The 17230-nt window shown below is 50.9% G+C and carries 17 protein-coding genes; 6 read left to right on the top strand and 11 right to left on the bottom strand.

The window, feature by feature from the left end:
- Nucleotides 1–141: 141 nt before the first annotated feature.
- Together K9N21_18825 and K9N21_18820 are read left to right on the top strand one after the other, a co-directional pair.
- Nucleotides 142–1290, top strand: coding sequence for a hypothetical protein (locus K9N21_18825; protein MCF8145967.1), 1149 nt, complete (start codon nt 142–144; stop codon nt 1288–1290).
- A 131-nt stretch (nt 1291–1421) separates the two neighbouring features.
- Nucleotides 1422–2564 (top strand): hypothetical protein, encoded by a 1143-nt coding sequence (locus tag K9N21_18820; protein MCF8145966.1) that lies wholly within the window; start codon nt 1422–1424, stop codon nt 2562–2564.
- Between the two features lie 218 nt (nt 2565–2782).
- On the opposite strand, the gene K9N21_18815 is transcribed toward K9N21_18820, so the two are convergent.
- The 3 genes from K9N21_18815 to K9N21_18805 all read right to left on the bottom strand — a co-directional run bounded on the left by K9N21_18815 (nt 2783) and on the right by K9N21_18805 (nt 4623).
- A complete protein-coding gene (locus K9N21_18815) occupies nt 2783–3331 on the bottom strand; it encodes a DUF4124 domain-containing protein (protein MCF8145965.1) in 549 nt (182 codons plus the stop codon).
- A 165-nt stretch (nt 3332–3496) separates the two neighbouring features.
- The gene (locus K9N21_18810) at nt 3497–4216 is read right to left on the bottom strand and encodes a zinc ribbon domain-containing protein (protein ID MCF8145964.1); all 720 of its coding nucleotides are present in this window, start codon (nt 4214–4216) and stop codon (nt 3497–3499) included.
- Nucleotides 4217–4350: 134 nt separating this feature from the next.
- Nucleotides 4351–4623, bottom strand: a complete 273-nt coding sequence (locus K9N21_18805; protein MCF8145963.1) for a DUF2845 domain-containing protein — start codon at nt 4621–4623, stop codon at nt 4351–4353.
- Between the two features lie 955 nt (nt 4624–5578).
- Between K9N21_18805 and K9N21_18800 the strand changes: the two genes are divergently transcribed.
- Together K9N21_18800 and K9N21_18795 are read left to right on the top strand one after the other, a co-directional pair.
- Nucleotides 5579–5944: a helix-turn-helix domain-containing protein gene (locus K9N21_18800; GenBank protein MCF8145962.1), complete on the top strand. Its 366-nt coding sequence runs from the start codon at nt 5579–5581 to the stop codon at nt 5942–5944.
- Entirely contained in the window at nt 5941–6639 is a 699-nt protein-coding gene (locus tag K9N21_18795; GenBank protein MCF8145961.1) for an ImmA/IrrE family metallo-endopeptidase, read from the top strand. Before K9N21_18800 ends, K9N21_18795 begins: the two co-directional genes overlap by 4 nt.
- A gap of 104 nt (nt 6640–6743) precedes the next feature.
- Here the strand turns inward: K9N21_18795 and K9N21_18790 are convergent, their stop codons facing one another.
- Complete coding sequence (locus tag K9N21_18790) at nt 6744–7007, bottom strand: MoaD/ThiS family protein (protein MCF8145960.1); 264 nt, start codon at nt 7005–7007, stop codon at nt 6744–6746.
- A gap of 121 nt (nt 7008–7128) precedes the next feature.
- On the opposite strand from K9N21_18790, the gene K9N21_18785 reads away from it, so the two are divergent.
- The gene (locus K9N21_18785) at nt 7129–8961 is read left to right on the top strand and encodes an aldehyde ferredoxin oxidoreductase family protein (protein ID MCF8145959.1); all 1833 of its coding nucleotides are present in this window, start codon (nt 7129–7131) and stop codon (nt 8959–8961) included.
- A gap of 43 nt (nt 8962–9004) precedes the next feature.
- A complete protein-coding gene (locus K9N21_18780; protein MCF8145958.1) occupies nt 9005–9820 on the top strand; it encodes a 3-keto-5-aminohexanoate cleavage protein in 816 nt (271 codons plus the stop codon).
- A 15-nt stretch (nt 9821–9835) separates the two neighbouring features.
- On the opposite strand, the gene K9N21_18775 is transcribed toward K9N21_18780, so the two are convergent.
- The 7 genes from K9N21_18775 to K9N21_18745 all read right to left on the bottom strand — a co-directional run bounded on the left by K9N21_18775 (nt 9836) and on the right by K9N21_18745 (nt 16934).
- Entirely contained in the window at nt 9836–10537 is a 702-nt protein-coding gene (locus K9N21_18775; protein ID MCF8145957.1) for an ABC transporter ATP-binding protein, read from the bottom strand.
- Nucleotides 10538–10653: 116 nt separating this feature from the next.
- Nucleotides 10654–11376 carry an ABC transporter ATP-binding protein gene (locus K9N21_18770; GenBank protein ID MCF8145956.1) on the bottom strand — a complete coding sequence of 241 codons (723 nt, stop codon included), beginning with the start codon at nt 11374–11376 and terminating at the stop codon, nt 10654–10656.
- Nucleotides 11377–11496: 120 nt separating this feature from the next.
- Complete coding sequence (locus tag K9N21_18765) at nt 11497–12435, bottom strand: branched-chain amino acid ABC transporter permease (protein MCF8145955.1); 939 nt, start codon at nt 12433–12435, stop codon at nt 11497–11499.
- Nucleotides 12436–12555: 120 nt separating this feature from the next.
- Nucleotides 12556–13413: a branched-chain amino acid ABC transporter permease gene (locus tag K9N21_18760; protein MCF8145954.1), complete on the bottom strand. Its 858-nt coding sequence runs from the start codon at nt 13411–13413 to the stop codon at nt 12556–12558.
- A gap of 158 nt (nt 13414–13571) precedes the next feature.
- Nucleotides 13572–14759: an ABC transporter substrate-binding protein gene (locus tag K9N21_18755; protein ID MCF8145953.1), complete on the bottom strand. Its 1188-nt coding sequence runs from the start codon at nt 14757–14759 to the stop codon at nt 13572–13574.
- A gap of 107 nt (nt 14760–14866) precedes the next feature.
- Entirely contained in the window at nt 14867–16201 is a 1335-nt protein-coding gene (locus K9N21_18750; protein MCF8145952.1) for an aspartate aminotransferase family protein, read from the bottom strand.
- Nucleotides 16188–16934 (bottom strand): helix-turn-helix domain-containing protein, encoded by a 747-nt coding sequence (locus K9N21_18745; GenBank protein ID MCF8145951.1) that lies wholly within the window; start codon nt 16932–16934, stop codon nt 16188–16190. Before K9N21_18745 ends, K9N21_18750 begins: the two co-directional genes overlap by 14 nt.
- Between the last annotated feature and the right edge of the window lie 296 nt (nt 16935–17230).

Below are 17230 nucleotides of genomic sequence, written 5' to 3'. Positions count from 1 at the left end.
TCATGCTTTTCACCTACAATGGGTTAACAACTGGTCTATTTCTATACCAAAATGTAGGGCAAAAAGCAAGCTAAAAATGAGTCTATTTACAATTATTTCAATCGTTTAATTAACTTTTACTTTTTACGAGACCATCAAATTTTGAATTCGGAAAAGCTTTTCTTTGAAGAATCAACTTTCTTGGCAGAGGGCTGTAGAGAGCTTTTCATACATTTTGATACACTCAGATCATTTAATGTTTATGAAAGTCTCACTTTTTTTGATCTAGTGAAGATCCATAGACTATTTCATGTCACCGTAGTCATTTTTTGCGCGCATTTGAAAAAGTTTTTCGAATCAGAACCGGAGATAGTTGCTCGATCTTTGCTTCCAGTATATCAAAAGGACATTTTTTCTGAGATCCTTGAAATTGTAATCGACAAGGAGAAGGTTCAAAGTTTTTTTAACCTTTTTTCATGGAATCCAAAAGGTGGAGGGGTGCTCGATTTGCAGTATCAGCCTATATTATTCGCTGATGACTATTTCATTCTTCCCATGCATTTATTCCTCTTTTCCGATTATCTAAGAAATACGTTGTTTTTAGTAAAAAGACGATTTTTTGAAGATAATAAGGAAGACCCTATGCTATCTTCTTTAGCGGCACTTTTGAAACAACATTTTCCAGAGGTTGAAAATGAGATTGATTATAATTTCCGTGAGTTAAAAGGAGATATTGATATAATAGCAAAAAAAAACAGTACTGTGTTCATTTTTGAAGGAAAACGGTCTTTACTCTCCGGGAGTATACATGAAATCAGAACGATTCATGATCATGTGAATAAGGCTGCCAATCAGCTTTCTAAGATATCAGAGTCTTTTAGAAATAATCAGTTCAAGAAATATCTCTCAGATAGACTTAATTGGGATCTTGATAGTGTAGATACTATATCCACTTGCATAGTCATTGGAAATCGAATGTTTTCCGGATACCGTGTTCTGGATCATCCTGTGAGGAGTTTCTATGAGTTGGCTAATTTTATTTATAGCGGTGAAGTTCAATGCCGCGACGGTGTTTTTTGTCAATGGCTTGGAGAAGAATTTAGCGAAAAAGATCTTTTCCAATACTTAGAAAACGATTCGTATCATAAACTGGTATTTGAATGCATGTTTAATAGGAATGCTGATTACGATATTAGAGGCAAGGTTCTAAGGCATAAATCATTTTATGCAAACTTTGAACTCCTTTTCGACAAATTTAGGGTTAATTATAGGGACTCGGTATCACAGGCTGTTGATGAGAGGCCGAATTGATTTCTGATCAATTGTGTGCTCTATCAGCTTTAAAAGTATTAAGGTTTTGGTCTAAGATAAACCTATTATTAAAGTTGCCAAGTTGTTATATGGTATATATGATTTTGAAGTGCCACCTATCTAGCGGTCCCATGCTGATCCGTGTTGGTTCATATTTGCCTTTTCATGTCACCTGTTACCTGAATGGACACAACTTTATTGAACAGGAACTGTCAAAAGCTGGCGTCAGGTACAAGAAAAACGATAATGCGTTTGTTTCGGTAGAAGATCCAACTCTCCTTCAGGCAGCAGCAGATAGATTAAACCACGACATCATCCGTGATCGCATTGAATATTGGTCATTTATTGTCAGTCCTAAATTTTCCAAGCGCGAAAGAGAGAAAATGAACTTGCGACGGTTTTATGCCATTTCACAGATCGAATATTGTCAAAACTTCATCTTCCGTCGCCATTTCCCGATTCGAAAGCTATTTGAAAGATCCTGCGAACTCAGTTTCTTATCAATGACCGGCGATAAGATATCCAACATCTTTGGTTGGCGCATCACAAAAAGATTCAGAGGCAAATTACAAACCATTTTGGAACGTACGGATCAGGCCCATCATACTTTCCGAGCCTATTTCAAAAACTCCTTTGTAAAACAATACGAAAAACTTCGAACATTTCTTCGAATGGAAATCTGCTGCAACAATCTTCCCGACTTACACATCAAAAAGTCACTTGAACATCTCGACCAAGTCAAAGCAACATCACAGGAGATCCTTGACCGTTTTGCCGAGATTCAATCCCGTTCTTTGAATGCCCATTTTGACTTCCCCTTGCTGCAAAGGCTCGCATTGCCCATCACGTGCGGCAACACCCGGATAGCTGGAATAAAAATTCAAGATACCCGCATGATTCGACTCATGGAAACCATGATGCATACTGGAGCTTGCCTCAACGGCTGGTCTTCTGCCCTAATCCACAAATCTATTCTCGAAGCCTTTGAATTGCGAAACTATACAATCAACCAATTGCGTTATGATCTGCGAAAAATGAAAGCGCATGGTCTTGTGAAACGAAATGGCCAACAATATTCATATCTGCTTACCGAGAAAGGTGTCAATGTGGCCACCATGTTCACTCTTTTTCATAAACGCTTATTCGGCCCTTTGGCCAACAGTCTTTTTCATCACCGGCCCAACAACTTGTTCATGCCGAACAGTAAGCTTGAAAAAGCATACCATCAGGCTGACGACTATATTGAAAAAATAACAGAATTATTAGCCGCTTAAACGTTCTGAGAGATAAACTCTCAGACTCAATTTGTAAGAATCTAACATGTTCGTTAGATCTATCATGGAGTATCAGAGGCAGGGTTTTGGGTTCAGAGATTAGGTAGGGCTCCCCCTAAGATCCCCCAGGGAAAGGGGCCTTTTGTTTTGAATACCAATGGCAGGGGGAGGGGGGAGAAATGATTCTCCGTTGCTCTCAGGCGTTCAGGCGGTGGGTATTAGTTCAGCGTCTGGGATGAGGCTCCCCCCCGGATCTTTCCCCCAGGGGAGTCTTTTTGGGTACCAAAAGAAGGGTTAGAGGTTGCTTTCAGTTTTCTATATCCAGTATCAACTAAACATTCGATGATTACCTTTTTTCCATTTTCAAAGTATTTTTTAGGAGCATCAACGTAAATATTCTGATCCCAACGTGTTAATTCATGGCTTACACTGCAAATTTTATTGCCTTTTCTTTTTGTCCTTCTACCTATATCTTGATAAATTTCACATTCACAACTCACTGTACCTTCTTCCCAAGTAACTAATTTATCCATGTATCTATTTTTTTGAAAAATACTAATTCTTAACACTCCATCTTTGTAGTACGGAGAAACAATTATTAAATCCACATCTTTCAGGGTAAGCCCGTCCTCTGATACTTGTGGTTCCTCTTTTGGTTCTTCTTTCTTTATCCCATCTTTCCCATACTCTTTCACTTCCGTTGCTTCTTCTGGGGGCTTTTGGTCTGTAAAATAAATCTTTCCGTCTTTATCAACCCATTTATACATCTTTGCAAATCCGTCTAATGGACAAAACAGCAACAGACAGAAAACCAAAAAACACTTTAATAAATACATTTTATCAGGTCCCCCCCTTCCAAAATGTCGTCAAGAAAAAGCGTCCCGGTGGGTTTCTTCTTGGTGTTTGTTGTTCAGGACCCTTCTCAGTCCTTGTTACCATGTGATATGAGGGGAGCTCCTTACTTTTGCTCCAAGTGCAACTCTCTTTTTATCTGGATAATAAACTCCGATCATATAATCATATTCTCCAGTACCGATCTCTTTTCCCGGAAACTTATCACCACTTAGACCCTTAACCAATCTCATAAACCCGTCTCCAAGTTCTTTGGCTTTCCTCTCAGAAGTCGCATAGCCTACAATAATAGCAAGCCTTATATCCTTTCCGTCTTGGACTATCGCAGCATCTTTCACCATTGGATTTCTCTTGATTTCGTAAATGGCAGATTCCTTTATCTCATCTGAAATATTTTGAACGGGTGTAATATTGGCTTGATGTTTATCAGTCTTATCGATAGCCGGATCTGAAAAAACATAAATCAAGATCCAGGCGCATGTCAGAACACCCACAATCGGCAGCACGTATTTATCGATATTGATTCGCTTAGTGAGCATTGATTGTTTTGGTGGGGTTTGTTCGGCAAGGGTTGATTGCTTTGGTGGGATTTGTTCGGCAGTTCTCTTTTTGGCAGCTACAGTCTCAAATTTAGAATAGATAATTCCACATTTAGGGCATTCCTGATCCTCTGGACTCCGTTCAAATCCACAGTTAGGGCACTTAGCCTTTGTGAGCTCAACGGGACAACCACAGTGAACACACTTCTCCGCTTTATCACTAATTTCTTTCCCGCATTCAGAGCATTTTATCAGTGCCATTCTCAACTCTCCCTTTTTTCAAAAAGCTTGCTCCGAAAAAACGCCTCGGTGGCGTTTTACTTGGGATCTTGCGGTTTTCAGGTCTCAGGGCATCCGCCCATTTATAGGGGCGTTTGTCGTGTGGGCCTCTCCCCCTAATCGTTTTGGATTTTAATCACCTTCCCGTCTCGTATGGTCACAGAAAAGGGGATTCTTTTGTCTCCGAAATCATAATGCCAAATCTCTTCCCTTGATGATAAGCCGATCTTGCTTACGGTCTTGTGCTGTGGTTCGCCACATCGCTTGAGCACTTGCGTTACTGAATCGCCTACATGAAAAACGCCATGTGGACAATAGGCAGGCCATGCAATGGCCGGGGTTAGCAACAATGTGGCAGCAAAAAATCCGACGGTTTTTGTGATCTTCATGATTTTTCTCCTTCCGGTGGGGTTTTATATGGGATTTTATGGTTTCCAGGTATCAAGGTATCCGCCCCTTTATGGTGGGTTTGTTGTGTGGGTCTCTCCCTCCAGGTGGTTCAAGTTTTTTCTGGCTGATGTTGATATCGTGTCCCCTCAGACTTTTCTTCCAGGGAAGGGGTTTTCTATTATAGGGTTTTCTTGGGTTTCTCTTGTCGATCTTTGATACCCCTTACAGGTTCCTCTTTGGTATCTTATCAAGTGTCCGTTTTGTTTCTCTTAGATCAAAGCTCAGGCTCTCTCCCAAAATTTAAATACATGGGTAGGGTTTGGAAGCTTAATGGCCCTCTACGTTGCTTTCGGCGCTGTTAGATAAGGGTTTTTGTCAAGGTTTTTATAGATCAGTCTGAATTTATAGCAGGTTAGGGCCGGGCCGATTTACGTTTGGTTTTTGGAAATTTAGGCTTTTGGCAATGGTCTTTGATCAATTCTCTTTGTTGTTGGAGTCAAATAGATAATAGTGAGACATTCCCTCATATCCTGTCCCCATTTTAAATTTTTTTCAACCCTTTTTCAGAAACCGTTTTAATTCGCTCAAGTTTTCATAGGAAAAAAGGATAAGAGTGGGTAATGAGTGATTCACTTCAACACAGAAATGTGGTAGACGATTTGGTAGACGAATTGACTCAAAATCGGTTATGGTAGACGAAATAACGTCTACTATCAGGAATTGGTGAAAAGGAGAACTTCTTTAAAAATCATATATTTTAGTGGGTTAGCATCGTTCCATAAATTCAGCGTAGTTGCTTTGGGAGCAGGGTGTCGGAGGCTTGTTCGCCTCCGGCGCATTCCAATCACCTTCCTTCCTAATTCTCCATGGTATCTCTCACGATTTCAAGAAATTCCTCTTGACAGCCGGGGGGTGTTCGACTATATAGAACACTGTCTGCTGCGAAAGGAATGTATGGAAAAGGGATTTGGCGACATACTGAGGGATCTCAGGCTGGAGACGGGTGTGGGGCTCAGGGAACTGGCCCGGATGATCAATACGTCGCCCGGGTACTTGAGCGATGTGGAAAACGGTCGGGCAGCCCCGCCCTCTGAAAAAGTCATTGTGGATATGGCAAGGGCCTTGAACATGGATAAACAGCGGCTGCTGGCGGCTGCCAGAAAGGTCGATCCCGAGTTGTCTCAATACGTGGCGCAACAACCCCGAGTTGCCGACTTTTTGAGAACCGCCAAAGAGAGGGGCTACGGAGAAGACGACTGGTCCAGGCTCTCGCAGTTGGCTGAGATCGCAAAACTCGGGAAAGGGGAGGGCGAAAAATGAGGGTGCCATGGCTGGCCAAACAGAAGATTGCCGAAGCGGCTTCAGGGCTTATCGATGATTACGAGGCCATCGCCGGATATCCGATCACGCCTCCGATTCCGGTGGAAGATATGATTGAAAGATCGCTCGGACTCACGCTTGCCTTTGAAGATCTGGAAACCATACTGGGGTCAAAGGGGGTGCTCGGCGCCACCTATGTGGGGGCCAAGCTCATCTGCATCAACGAGCGGCTTTTGGAACAGGGCCCGGAGGGGAGGTTGATCTTTACCTGTGCCCATGAGGTCGGTCACTGGATCCTGCATCGGCGCTATGCCGAGGTAGCGACGAGACAGGCCGTTGACGGGGACGTTATTGTATGCCGCACAGGGAACGCCAGAGAACGGATTGAATGGCAGGCCGATTACTTTGCGGGGTGCCTTCTGATGCCGCAGAAGGCGGTTGTCAAGGCATTTCGGGCAGCCTTTGAAAAGGATGCCCTTGTACTGCACAACCGGAAAAGCACCATTGGGCCGCCGAGTCTGTTTGTTGATCCCTGCGTGGAAAACTGGGCCCGTATTGCCGCCATGATGTGTGAGGCAGGCGGATTCACCAATGTCTCCCTGCACGCCATGATCATCAGGCTGCAGGAACTGGGGCTTTTGATCAACCGGACGGATGCGCCGGTCGGATGGCAGGAATCCGCAACGGCCTGCTAACTTTGTTTTTGCCTATTTTTTTGTTGGAGTTGTTCTGGCCAATCGAACATGGGAGACCGATCATCACTGCTGAGCACGCTCAAGATAAGCCGTTCTTCCCTGATTCATCCCCCCTCAAGCGGTGGAAAAAAGACCAATTGGTCACCCGGCTCAAGAACGTGATCCATGTCGCATTGACGGCCGTTGACCATGGTGATTTTTTCAACCCTGACCGGCACATGGAGCATGCTCAAGACAGTTCCGACCGTTGAATCATCCGGGACCTCCATCTCCCCGCCATCGGGTAGATGTCTTGTAAACCGTTTCATGGTGGCGTAGCCGTTTACCCTGATGCGCACGGATCGCTCCCTCCCCCTCCCTTTCTCCAACTCGTCATAATCCTTTATATCATATTTAAATTGCAAAGGAAAAAAATATATGATAGGGTTGGGAACAGACTGGGTAAGCTGATCTCTCGTGTATTTTTGAAGGAAGGAGGTCCAAAACAATATGGGGTATATGGGTCAAATCCTCCGCGTTGACCTGAGCACACACGCGGTTCATTATGAGCCCCTCAACAGGGAATGGGCAGCCGATTTTATCGGGGGAAGGGGTCTGGGGATGCGATATCTTCTGGAGGAAGTGGATCCCCGGTGCGATCCTCTTTCTTCAGAAAATAAGCTGATCATGATGACGGGTCCCCTCACCGGCACCTCCGCCCCCACCGGCGCCCGATACATGGTCATGACCAAGTCTCCGCTGACCGGGGCGGTGACCTGCTCCAATTCAGGGGGGCAGTTCCCTGCAGCGCTCAAGCGGGCCGGGATCGACGGGATTATTTTTGAAGGACGTTCGCCAACACCGGTCTATCTTCGTGTTACCGGCGAAGGTGCGCAGCTGAAGAGCGCGGAACACCTCTGGGGCAAGGACACTCATGAGACGACCGATCTTCTGATCGAAGAGACAGGTAAAGAGGCAAAGGTGGCGTGTATCGGGCCGGCAGGTGAAAACGGCGTGTTGTTTGCCGCTATCATGAATGACAAGGACCGGGCCGCGGGGAGATCCGGCGTGGGGACGGTAATGGGGGCAAAGGGGCTGAAGGCCGTAGTGGCGGAAGGCGATCTCAAGGTCCCTCTTCAAGATGAGGCTGCCTTCAGAAAGATCGTAAAAGAGCTGCTGGTCCGCTTTAAGGATGCCCTTAAGGGTCAGCCCCCGCCCCTTCGAACCTATGGCACCGCTATTACCGTCATCGCAACGCAGACCGCAGGGGTCTTTCCCACACGGAACTTTCAACAGGGAACCTTTGAGGGATGGGAGAAGATCAGCGGTGAGGCCCTGACCGAACGGTTCCTTGTAAGGCCGAGCGCCTGTTTCAGTTGCCCCATCGCCTGCGGCCGGGTCACCCGTATTGCAGATGGCCCGTTTCAGGGAGAAGGGGAGGGCCCGGAATACGAAACCATTTATTCCCTCGGGAGCAACTGCGGCATTGAGGATCTGGCAGCCCTTACCAAGGCCAACTACATCTGCAATGAAATGGGGATGGACACCATCAGCATGGGGTCCACCATCGCCTGCGCCATGGAAATGTATGAAAAGGGGATCCTGAAGGAGTCCGAAATCGGCCGTCCGCTTCCCTTCGGGGACGGCGAAGGCCTGGTGGAGATGTGCCGGAAGACCGCAACCAGAGAAGGGTTCGGGGACCGGCTGGCCATGGGAAGCCTCAGACTGGCCCGGGCGTACGGCTGTCCGGAGCTGGCGATCGTCTCAAAAGGACAGGAATTCGCCGGTTACGATCCCAGGGGGGAAAAAGGGATGGGGCTTGCCTATGCCACCTCCAGTATCGGGGCCAGCCATATGCGGGGCGATTCCGCCTATATAGAGCTTTTGGGGGTCCCGAAACTCATCGATCCCCTTACGTGGAAGGATAAGATACAGATCGTCAAAGACTGGCAAGATGTGTTTGCCGCAATCGATTCCGCAGGCCTTTGCGTCTTTTTTTCCGTCCGGAACCTGGTGACGCCCACCGAAGACATTCGACCGGAGGGGATCGCACGGCTCCTCAACGCCGCAGTGGGTACGCACCATGACAAGGATTCTCTCGCCAGGGCAGGGGAACGGGTCATTCATCTGGAGCGGCTTTTTCTTACCAGGGCCGGATTTGATTCCAAAGACGATTCCCTGCCGGAACGGATCACCCGGGAACCACTTCCGGACGGGCCGGGAAAGGGACATGTGTGTGAGTTGGACAAGATGCTTCCCATATACTACAGACTCCGTGGCTGGGATCCTGACGGCTCCCCCGAGCCGCAGATCCTCCGGGCCTTGGGAATTGATCAGATCTGAGCCTTTCCTACAAACCAAGAATAGAGACTCAGGATAAGAATATATGAACAAGCTGATTATTACGGTGGCGTCCACCGGGTCACTCCCCACAAAGGAGATGACTCCCCATGTGCCTGTCACGCCTGAAGAGATCATTGAGACCGGGATCCGCTGTGAGGCGGCCGGGGCCTCGGTGATACACGTTCACGCCAGGAACCCCCGGGACGGGAGCGCATCCAGCCAATACCCTATTTTTGAAGAAATTTACCATGGCCTGAGGGAAAAGACGAACCTCATCATCCAGATATCGACCGGGGGCCGCGCGGGAACGGCCTATGAACAGCGGTGCGAACGGCTCAGGTTGAAACCCGAGATGGCGAGTCTCACCACCGGATCGGTCAACTTCCCCAACTCGGTCTATGAAAACAGCCCTGAGCTGATCAAAGCCCTGGCAACGGATATGTTCGAACTGGGGATAAAGCCTGAAATCGAGGTTTTCGATGTCAGCATGATCAACAACGGCGTCCTGCTGGCCCGGGAGGGCCTTCTGGTCCCGCCGCTCCATTTTGATTTTGTCATGGGCCTCAAAGGCGCCATCCCGGCGACCATCGATCATCTGGTACATCTCAAGAACAGCATCCCCTCCGATGCCACCTGGACCGTTGCGGGTGTGGGGCCTGCCCAGCTTCCCATGAATCTGCATGCCGTAATAATGGGGGGTCATGTAAGGGTGGGCCTGGAAGACAATATCTACTACACAAAGGGTCAGCTGGCCACCAACGAGGCCCTGGTGGAACGGATGGTGCGTTTGAGCGGTGAAGTGGGAAGAGAAGTGGCGACCCCGGATGAGGCCAGAGAGATCCTGCACCTCACAAAATGAGATGTGATGGGCCGTTCACATGCCCAGATAGGCGCGTTTAACATCGTCATCCGCTACCAGTTCCTCGGAAGCGCCGCTCCGTGTTATCCTGCCGCTTTCTAAAATATATGCCCTCCCGGAATGCTTCAATGCCTGCTCCACGTTCTGCTCCACCAGAAGGATCGTGGTCTCCTGTGCCAGGGCGTCCAGGACCTTAAATATCTCTTTGGTAATGAGCGGTGCCAGGCCCAGGGATAATTCGTCAATGAGCAGCAGTCGCGGGCGGCTCATGAGTGCCCGTCCGATGGCCAGCATCTGCTGTTCTCCTCCGCTCAGGGTGCCGGCCCTCTGATGCCTCCGCTCTGCCAGTATGGGGAAGAGCGTCACCACATGCCCTCTGGTCTGATCCAGATCTTTCCGGCCCCGTTTGGGATAGGCCCCGATCTCCAGGTTTTCCCAGACGGTCATATCCCCATACACCCGTCGACCTTCCGGAACCAGGGCCAGGCCGGTACGAATGATCTGATAGGCCTTCCGACCTGAGAGGGGGCTCCCGTCAAAACGGATCTCCCCGCTCGAAGGGGGCAGGACGCCCATGATGGAAAGGAGAAGGGTGGATTTCCCGGCCCCGTTGCTTCCCAGCACCGCCACCTTTTCGCCTTCTGTGACTTGGACGGAAACATCCCAGAGGATCTGTGTTTCTCCCCGGGAGACATTCAGGTGTGAGATTTCCAGCATAGTTTCTTTCCTGACAGGTGTTCACGGGTTTCCGGGCATAAGCGCCTGCATTTCCATTATCGCATCGGGTTCACGACCCGTCCTTCCGGGACCCGGGAAACCCGATGGCAGCGGGGCTAGTCACCCAGATAGGCCTTGATGACCCTTGGATCGCTCACCACCTGGGCCGGCGGGCCCTCCATAAGGTTTTCGCCCTGATCCAGAACGATCACCCGGTCCGCTGCCGCCATGATGGCGCCCATCACATGCTCTATCCAGAAAATGGTCAAACCGGCCGTCTCTCTCAGCTTCTGAATCAGTTCGACTGCCTGCAATATCTCGTGTGAATTGAGCCCTGCCAGTACCTCGTCCAAGAGCAGGATGTGCGGTTTTGTGGCCAGGGCCCGGGCCATTTCCAACCTTTTTTTGTCAATGAGATTCAGTCCGCTTGCCAGAGTGGATGCGCTGGACAGCAGCCCCACATGGTCGAGTGCCTCCCGGGCCGGCGCCTCCCATTGGCGGTGCTCCTCCTGTCTGGGACTGTTGATCACCGCAACGGCCACGTTTTCAAGGCATGTCATCTCCATAAATGGACGGGTGACCTGAAAGGTCCTGGCGATCCCTTCCCGGCAGGTCCGGTTGGCCGTATGACCGGTAATATCTTCTCCATGAAACAGCACCTGTCCGGAGGTAGGTTTGAACGCCCCTGCAATCACATTGAAGAGGGTGGTTTTGCCTGCGCCGTTCGGACCGATCAGCCCCACGATCTCTCCATGTTCCAGGGAAAAGTCCACGTCCCTGAGCGCCTGGACGCCCCCGAACTGCTTGGATATGCGGTAACCTTCAAGTAACGACAAGATATGCCTCCTCTTGGGAAGAGTGCCTATAGCAAGCTGAAGTGGTCACAGTTGAATTCGAAGCCCGTCTTAATCCGGGAGGGCTGAATACCCATGATGCAACAGCTCAAAAATTGCTGTTTTTCACGCTTCCCCCATCACATGGGTCTGTCTTGTCTTATATTGCTGCACAAGACCTGTGAGGCCTTTGGGAAAAAATCTCGCCATGCCGAGTGCCACCAGGCCGAATACCAGGACGTGGTACTCGCCGTATGCCCGGATATATTCAGAGAGCACCTCCAGGACAAAGGCCCCTACAATGGGCCCGACAAAAGACCCCAGCCCGCCGATGACCGTCATGGAAAGTACCAGGAACTGCTGGTTCAGGGAGGGGATTTCAGGGGTTATCAGAAGGAGATAATGCCCGTACAACCCTCCCGCGAGGCCTGCCAGGGCGCTGGAAACGGTGAACGCCAGGACCCGCACGCCGATCACGTTGACGCCCAAGGAGGAGGCGGCCCGTTCATCGTTTTGCACGGCTCTGAAGTTAAGTCCTATGTTGGAATGGATGAGCCGGTATATGACCACAAGGGTGATGACGGTGGCCGCGATAAAAATATACAAATAGGCGGATTTGGAGTAATGGGTAATGAGTCCCGGCACCTGAAGCCCCATGGTGCCCCGGGTAAATTCATATTCGTTGGTGATAATGATGTGGAGGATTTCGGAAAACCCCAGGGTGGTGAGCGAGAGATAGATCCCCCCCATTCTGAGACAGAGGACCCCCACGGCCAGTCCCAGAACAGCGGCGGCCACCACACCGATGCCGATGCCGATCCACGGGTTAACTCCCGCTTTGACGGCCAGGATGCCGCTGGTATATGCTCCGATCCCGGCAAAGGCGGCATGGGCAAAGGAAACCTGGCCGGTGTATCCCGCAATCAGGTTCCAGCTGGATGCCATCATGGCATAGAAGAGACTCACAATCACCACATGGAGTTTGTAATCATCCAGGACCAGCGGCAAGAGGCAGAACAGGGCAGTGAACGGGAGCAGCGTGACGTAGAATGTCTTGTTCTTCAACTGAATCCTCCGGCAAAGGGAGATGGATACGGCTTTAAGAAACTTCCGGGTTCCTCTCCGCGGATGAGGGTAATCTACTTGGGCGTTTTAATCGCAAATCGGCAGTGGCAAATCCCTGGATCACGTCTCGCTCCGTCCAAATAGGCCCACCGGTCGAATCGCCAGTACCAGTATCAGGATAATAAAACCAAAAATATGTTTGTATCCGGTGCTGATAAATGCAGCCCCGAAATTCTCCACCAGGCCGAGGGCAAGTCCGCCCACGACACAGCCCCACATGGAGCCCATCCCCCCCAAGACCACCACCACAAAGGCTGTCAGGGCGATGGGCACGCCGGAAGTGGGTGACACAGGGAATACCGGCGCAAGGATAACGCCGGCGGCGCCGGCCAGCGCACATCCCAGACCGAAACTGAGCATATTGAGCGCCTTGGTATTCACCCCGTTTAACTCGGCCATCTCGCGATCCTGGCTGGCGGCCCGAATGATTTTGCCGAACCATGTCTTCTTGAGCATCAAAAACACGGCCGCAATGACAATGACGCCTGCCACAAGGGCGGCCAGTCGCTGATTCCCGTAGTAAAACTGCCCGAACACATTGGTGGCTCCTTTGATCCAGTTGGGGGGCTTGTTGGGATAGGGCCCGAAAATCAGGAGGTAGGCGTTCTGAAGCACGATGGAAAGGATGAAGGTGAGGATCAGCGAGTACATGTCGTTGCCGTAGGTGGGACGGATAAGCGAATACTCGATCAGAATCCCGAACAGGAAGACCAGCCCTACCGCCGCGGCCATGGATACATAGATGTTCCAGCCGAGGGCGTCGGCAAAGATGAAGCTGAAATATCCGGCAAGGATATAGAGTTCGCCGTGGGCGAAATTGATCACATTCATGATCCCCACCACCAGCGAAACGCCGAGGGCCGACAGGGCGTATATCACCCCGATGACAATCCCGTTCATCAGTGCCAGTGAAAACATTCAGGTACCCCTTTGTCAGAATGAAAAATGACTATTGAATATCGAAAGACGACGTCCTTTAGGGAGACGTATTGCTTATGCGGGGTCGGGGATTTCGGGTTGTTGCAGCTGCGTTTTGGCGCCCGTAACAACCCGAATCCCGACGTGCCCTAAGCGATTTACCTCTTGAGTTTGCCGGTAGCGCCTTCAGGGGGATAAAGCACCACCTGCTTCTTGTCCTGCCACTGGATCACCAGCATGGGCGGCATCCAGTGATGATAGGACGGCCCGCCCTTGGTGGTATCAAATTTGGCTGTCCCCCGGGTTACCAGAAGGTTGGTGTTTTCAAGTGCCTGGACCAGTTTGTCCGGGTCTGTGGATCCGGCCCGGTTGATGGCGTCGGCCGCGATGAGGATCGCATCAAATATGGATCTGGATTTGTAGTCAGTGGGTTGTACGCCGAATTCCTTGACGTAAGCCTCACGAAAATAGGTGGCCAGTTCGGTCAACTCCACCTTTTCGTGCATGGAAGAGACAAAACACTCCAGGTTTCCATAATCGCCCACGTTTTTCCAGAAATCCGGCCAGAGGCTCGGGGGGCCGGCGCCGTCCAGGATGACGGCCTTGGGGGAAACCTTCATCTCGCCGGCCTGGGCCACAAAGTAGTGAAGACCCGTGCCATAAATAAAGGCGAGAATCACATCCGGATCAAAGGCCTTGATCTTGGCCAGCTCGGTATAGTGATCCTGACTTTTCCGTTCCGTCTCCAGGGTCTCGTAGACAACGCCGATCTTGGCAAGGGCCGCTTCGCAGAGTTTCCCGATCCCAAGACCCCAATCGGTATTTTCAGCAACAATATAGGCTTTTTTGAATTTTTCATGCGCCACCCACTTGGCGATGGTATGATTCACCACACCCGAATTGGACGGGCCGGCGCGAAACACATACTTGTAGTTCTTTGCGGTAATGGGATCGGCCCATGCCTCGGCCACGATAAACGGCACCTTCAGCCGGTTGGCCACTTCTATTTCCGCCAAGGCAGAGGATGAATGGCTTTCCCCCAGCACCATGGCCACCTTGTCCCGGGTGGCCAGCCGTTCGAAGCCTGAAGCAGCCTTGTCCGGTGCGCCGGCGGTGTCTTCAAACACGATTTCCAGGTTCTTTCCCAGGACCCCGCCTTTGGAATTGACATAGCCGGTTGCCAGTTTAATCCCCTCTTCAAAGGCCTTGCCCGTGGCTGCGGCCGTGCCCGTGCGGGGACCGACCACGCCCACCTTAATGGTATCCGCTGCCACACCGGGGGTCGCGCCGACTACCAGGCCCAGACCCAGAAACAATACACAGATTCCAAATGTCAGTCTCTTCATGTCATTTCCTCCTCGCCGCTAAATTGGTTATTGATGCGCATCCGATCCCTCATACGGAAACGGACATCCACATGGATGGTGTCGGCCGTCACCCTGAAAGACGGATGTCAGGGTTCCCTTGGACCCAATACCTCTTCGAGGACCGATTCCAGGGTGGCAACCACCCAATCCAGTTCCTCACGTGTTATGACGAAGGGAGGGCCGAACATAATGGCGTCTCCCTCTCCTCCGGCAAAACCGATGCACGTATAAGTGATGACTCCTGATGCCATGAGGGCTTCCCAGATCCTCTCCGCCACCTTTTCCGCCCTGGGAAACGGTTTGAGGGTCTCTTTTTCTTTGACAAATTCCACGGCCCACATCATGCCGATGCCCCGTACCTGGGCCACATGGGGATGCTTTTCCAGGGGTCTCAGGACCTCTCCCAGATACCTCCCCAGGTCGTGGGCCCGTTGCACCAGGTCCTCCTTTTCAAGGATATCCACCACGGCAAGCCCGGCCGCGGCCGCCACCGGGTGATGGGAAAAGGTGTGGCCGTGAATGAAATTCCCGGGCGACCGGAGGAGAAGGTCCATATGCTTCTTCCGGCAGCCCACTGCGGACAGGGCCGCGTACCCACCGCTCAACCCTTTTCCCATTACCATCAGGTCCGGTTCAAGGCCGTAATGCTCCGCTGCAAACCATTTTCCGGTCCGGCCCATGCCGCACATGACCTCATCCAGAATGAGGAGGACGCCGTGTCTTTTGCAGATTTCGGCCACGATTTCATAGTATTCGGGCGGGGGCGCCACGGCGCCGATGGTTGCCCCGCACACGGTTTCCGCGAGAAAGGCAGAGATGGTCCGGCTCCCTTCGAGATGTATGGCATCCTCCAGGGCATGGGCGCAGCGCACTCCGCAACCGGGATAGGTCAGTCTGTAGTGGCACCGCAGACAATAGGGCGGCGGTATGTGAATGGCGGGCGGGAGCATGGGAAGAAATGGATCCCGCATACTCGGTTTTCCCGTCATTGAAAGTGCCCCCAGGGTGGATCCATGATAGGCATGCCACCGGGAGATCACACGAAACCGGCCGGCCTCTCCCCTGGCCGACTGTATCTGACGCGCCAGCTTCATGGCGGCTTCAACCGCCTCGCTTCCGCTGGAGCAGAAGTAGAACCGGTCGATTCGTGGAGGGGTATGCCCACTGAGGCGTTTTGCGAGTTTCTCCAGGGTCTCTGTGGTGAACATGGTGCCGTGAACATAATTGACCCTGCGGGCCTGTCGTGAAATGGCATCCGCCACGTCCGACCTGCCGTGCCCCACATTGACGCAGATGGGGCCGCCGCTGGCGTCTAAGTATTTCCTGCCATCGGCATCATATATCCACACGCCCTCGCCGCGGACCGCGGTAGGGAGGGCGCGGTCCAGCCGCCGGTGAAATACATGGCTATCCGTCATCATCGGGTGCCTCCTCGTAGAAGCCGATAGCATGGCTGATCTTGAGTGCCACCTGTTTCACGATCGGGGCCAGTGTTTCATCCACCTGTCCCGTGTCGTGCTGGGCCGCATTGACCGCCATGTTGAGTGCAGCCACCACCTTTCCGTCCCTGTCCCGTACAGGGGCCGCCACCGAGATCAGTTCCAGGGCCAGTTCACCGTTATTTACAGCATACCCCTTCTCCCTCACCTCTTCAAGTATCGCTTTCAGGCCGTCAGGGGAGACAATGGTTTTAGGCGTCATCTGTTCCATCGGTGATTTGGCAAGAATATCGATCGCCGCCTCGGTCGGAAGAGATGCCAGAAGGACTCTTCCCATGGAGGTGCAATATGCCGGCAGTTTGGATCCAATTTCCAGATTGATGGTAAGGATTTTCCGTGTCTTAATCCTGTCGATGTAAAGGATATCAGCGCCGTCCAGGATGGCTAAGTTGAAGGTTTCGTTGTATTCCCTGCTGGCACGGACAAGATAGGGATGTGCCGTCTGCCACAGATCATAGGACTGAAACAGTCCGTATCCCAGACCCAGCACCTTGGGGGCTACACGATAGGTCTTGGTCTCCGGATCTCTTTCGATAAACTCCAGCGATTCAAGGGTAAACAGGAAGCGGTAGGCGGTCGGGAGGGTGAGTCCCATAGACTTTGATATCTTGCTCAAGGTCATGGGTACCTTGCTCTGGGCAAGCAGTTCAAGCATTTTCAGGCCTCGCCCCAAGGAGTAAATGTAGTATCGGTGTTCCATGGTATTTTGCATAGCGAAAGTATGTTTTACATTCTAAAACAATTTCCCTCCCGATTTCAAGAAAAAATTTCTCCGGCAATTCAAGCGGTCTATTGTCCTGCGTTCATAGCGCGCCATTTTTTAACTGCCAAACCGAATTATTTTCTTGACAACAAGAAATGATAAAAATATTTATAAACGATCGTTCATTAATGATATGCCGAATATAGAAGACTAATTATGACTCTGAGGCGATTCATTTGGACCATAAA

This window comes from Deltaproteobacteria bacterium (assembly GCA_021737785.1).
Lineage (GTDB): Bacteria > Desulfobacterota > DSM-4660 > Desulfatiglandales > Desulfatiglandaceae > AUK324.
This window is presented reverse-complemented; position numbering and strand designations above follow the sequence as displayed.